At 71.6% G+C, this 1,034-nt stretch carries 1 protein-coding gene; it reads left to right on the top strand.

Going from position 1 to position 1,034, the window contains the following annotated elements; all coding sequences use genetic code 11:
• The coding region (gene glnII / locus ACIP64_RS41500; protein ID WP_401598078.1) for a glutamine synthetase at nt 1–1,002 on the top strand (1,002 nt) is incomplete at its 5' end.
• Nucleotides 1,003–1,034: the final 32 nt, after the last annotated feature.

Raw genomic sequence — 1,034 nt, 5'->3', positions numbered from 1 at the left:
TACATCTGGATCGACGGTACCGAGCCGACCGCGAAGCTGCGCTCGAAGACCAAGATCCTGGCCGACGGCGAGGCGCCGGGTGTCTGGGGCTTCGACGGGTCGAGCACGAACCAGGCCGTGGGCCACAGCTCGGACCGGGTGCTGAAGCCGGTGGCCGAGTACCCGGACCCGATCCGCGGCGAGGGCAACCTGCTGGTGCTGTGCGAGGTGTTCAACATCGACGGCACGCCGCACGAGTCCAACACCCGCGCGCTGCTGCGCCCGGTCGCCGAGCGGTTCGCCGCGCAGGAGCCGCTGTTCGGCATCGAGCAGGAGTACACGTTCTTCCAGGGCGGCCGCCCGCTCGGCTTCCCCGAGGGCGGTTACCCGGCCCCGCAGGGCGGCTACTACTGCGGCGTCGGCGCGGACGAGATCCACGGCCGCGAGGTCGTCGAGGCCCACCTGGACAACTGCCTGGCCGCGGGCCTGGGCATCTCCGGCATCAACGCCGAGGTCATGCCCGGCCAGTGGGAGTTCCAGGTCGGCCCGCTGTCCCCGCTCCAGGTCGCCGACCAGCTGTGGGTCGCGCGCTGGCTGCTCTACCGCACCGCCGAGGACTTCGGGATCTCCGCGACGCTGGACCCCAAGCCCGCCAAGGGCGACTGGAACGGCGCCGGCGCCCACACCAACTTCTCCACCAAGGCCATGCGCGAGGGCTACGACGCGATCATCGAGGCCGCCGAGTCCCTGGGCCGCGACGACAAGCCCGCCGAGCACATCCGCAACTACGGCGCCGGCGTCGAGGCCCGCCTGACCGGCGCCCACGAGACCGCCCCGTGGAGCGAGTACAGCTACGGCGTCTCCGACCGCGGCGCCTCCGTCCGCATCCCCTGGCAGGTCGAGGTCGACAAGAAGGGCTACATCGAGGACCGGCGCCCCAACGCCAACGTCGACCCCTACACCGTCACCCGCCTCATGGTCGACACCTGCTGCACCGCCCTGGAGAAGGCCGACCTCGTCTGACCAGCGGCTGCCGTCCGGCACCCACCGCTCCC

The organism is Streptomyces sp. NPDC088733, from assembly GCF_044751185.1.
Classification (GTDB): Bacteria; Actinomycetota; Actinomycetes; order Streptomycetales; family Streptomycetaceae; genus Actinacidiphila.
Note: the sequence above shows the minus strand (reverse complement) of the source record. Positions and strands in the feature narration are given on the sequence as shown.